We start from the raw sequence: 1,963 nt of genomic DNA, 5'->3' as shown, positions 1-1,963 counted from the left end.
GAACCGGCGGTCGCGCATGAACCTCGCGCCCCTGGTGCGGCGGCGGTCCGCTACATGATCGGGTCGGGCTCGCGGGCCAGGTCGGCCGCGCCCACCATGCCCGCCTTGTTGCCGAGCTGGGCCGCGATCACGTCGGCGACCGGACGCCAGTTGCCGCCGACCAGCCAGCGCTTGTAGGACTTGCGGATCGGGTCGAGGACCAGCTCGCCCTCGTCGGAGAGGCCGCCGCCCACGATGAACGCGGACGGGTCGAACAGGGAGGCCAGGTCGGCGAGGCCGGCGCCGACCCAGCGGGCCAGCTCACGGTAGGAGTCCACGGCCACCGGGCAGCCCTGGCGGGCGGCGATGGAGATGTGCTTGCCCTCGATGCCGTCGGGGGTGCCGTCGCCCAGCGCCAGCAGCACCTCGGCGCGCTCGGGGGTGGCGTTGGCGCGCTGCTTGGCGTAGCGGACCAGGGCGCGGCCGGAGGCGTACTGCTCCCAGCAGCCCTGCGAGCCGCAGCCGCACAGCAGGCCGTCCGGGACCATCCGGATGTGGCCGAACTCGGCGGCCACGCCGAAGTGGCCGCGGCGCAGCTTGTTGCCGATGATGATGCCGCCGCCGAGACCGGTGCCGAGCGTGATGCAGATGACGTTGCGGTGGCCCTTGCCGGCGCCGAACCGGTACTCGCCCCAGGCGGCGGCGTTGGCGTCGTTCTCGACCACGACGGGGAGGCCGGTACGGGCCTCGACCTTCTCCTTGAGCGGCTCGTTGCGCCAGTCGATGTTGGGCGCGAAGTAGACGGTGGAGCGCTGCCGGTTCACGTAACCGGCCGCACCGATGCCCACACCGACGATCTCGTGCCCGGCACGCGCGCCCTCCACCGCCGAGGCGATGGCGTCCACGATGGCCTCGGGCGTGGTGGGGGTCGGCACCTTGAAGGTCGAGAGGATGTTGCCTTCCTCGTCGACCACGCCGGCCGCGATCTTGGTGCCGCCGATGTCGACGCCGATGGTGAGTCCCATGAATCCCTCAGTTCCGGTCGAGCCCCGCTACCGCAACCGTACCCGAGGCCCCGTCACGGAAGACCTTCAGTCCAGGTCGATGCGCTCCCCCGATCCGGTGCCCTCGCCCCGGTCGCGCCGGTCGTCGCGCCATTCGTCCGCCAGGCCGGAGGTGCGGGTGGTCCAGCGGCCCTCCTGGGCCTGGACGGCGGAACGGTAGGCGGCCAGCAGCTCGTTGCCCGCCGCCGCGAGATGGTCGAAGACGTCCGGGTTGCGCTCCAGGACGGGCTCGACGGCGGCCTTCGCCTGCTGGACGACCTGCCGCACCACCTGCTGGGCCGCGGGGCCGGCGAGGGCTCCGAGCAGCGGCGACTGGAGGCCGGACAGCTTGTCGGCCACCGTGTCCACAAGCTTCTTCAGTTCGTCGGCGGCCGAGCCGGGCGGCGGGCCGTACGAGGAGCGGCGGCGGGCCTTCTCGGCCTCCAGGTCCTCGGCGCAGGCCTTGGCCCAGGCGTCGGCGTCGCTCACCCGCGGCTCCTCGGTCGGTTCGGCGGGGCGCTCTTCGCTCATGGCGGACTCCTGACTGCGGTTCGCCCTTACGACGTTACCCGAACGGGCCTGCCCGGTTCATCGTCCGGCGGCGGGCCACAGGTCGGGATCCGGAGCGAAGCGGATGCGCAGTTCGCCCTCCCGGAGCCCGGCTCCGGCGACGGTGCAGCGGCGCAGGGCGGAGGGAAGCGGGACGATCCGGCGGAAGGGGCCGACGGTGATCACCAATTCGTCGCCGCGCCGGATCAGATCCAGTTCGTCGCGCAGGGCGCCCGGCAGCGGGATGTGCCAGACCAGCACCCCGTCCTCGGCGATCCGGTCGGCGACGGGCCACTCGACCGGATCGGGCGCCTGGCCTGCGGCGGGCACGGCGAGGCGCTGCTGCTGCCGGACGCGCCGGTGGTCGTGTGGTGGCCGGTGAACGCCCCGCT

Annotated in this window: 3 protein-coding genes; all 3 read right to left on the bottom strand. The window is 73.2% G+C overall.

The window, feature by feature from the left end:
- Nucleotides 1–50 precede the first annotated feature (50 nt).
- Nucleotides 51–1,004 (bottom strand): ROK family glucokinase, encoded by a 954-nt coding sequence (locus ACWEN3_RS45920; RefSeq protein ID WP_452984317.1) that lies wholly within the window; start codon nt 1,002–1,004, stop codon nt 51–53.
- Nucleotides 1,005–1,070: 66 nt separating this feature from the next.
- Nucleotides 1,071–1,553, bottom strand: a complete 483-nt coding sequence (locus ACWEN3_RS45915) for a DUF5304 domain-containing protein (RefSeq protein WP_452984316.1) — start codon at nt 1,551–1,553, stop codon at nt 1,071–1,073.
- 57 nt (nt 1,554–1,610) lie between these two features.
- Nucleotides 1,611–1,963 (bottom strand): ArsA family ATPase (locus tag ACWEN3_RS45910; RefSeq protein WP_452984314.1); only part of this gene is annotated, 353 nt, incomplete at its 5' end.

Source organism: Streptomyces sp. NPDC004561 (genome assembly GCF_053602155.1).
The sequence above is the reverse complement of the archived record's forward strand: the minus strand, read 5'-3'. Positions and strand labels throughout refer to the sequence as shown.

Coding starts and splice junctions, on each gene's coding strand:
- ACWEN3_RS45920 (WP_452984317.1), bottom strand. CDS start 1,004: ATGGGACTCACCATCGGCGTCGACATCGGCGGCACCAAGATCGCGGCC.
- ACWEN3_RS45915 (WP_452984316.1), bottom strand. CDS start 1,553: ATGAGCGAAGAGCGCCCCGCCGAACCGACCGAGGAGCCGCGGGTGAGC.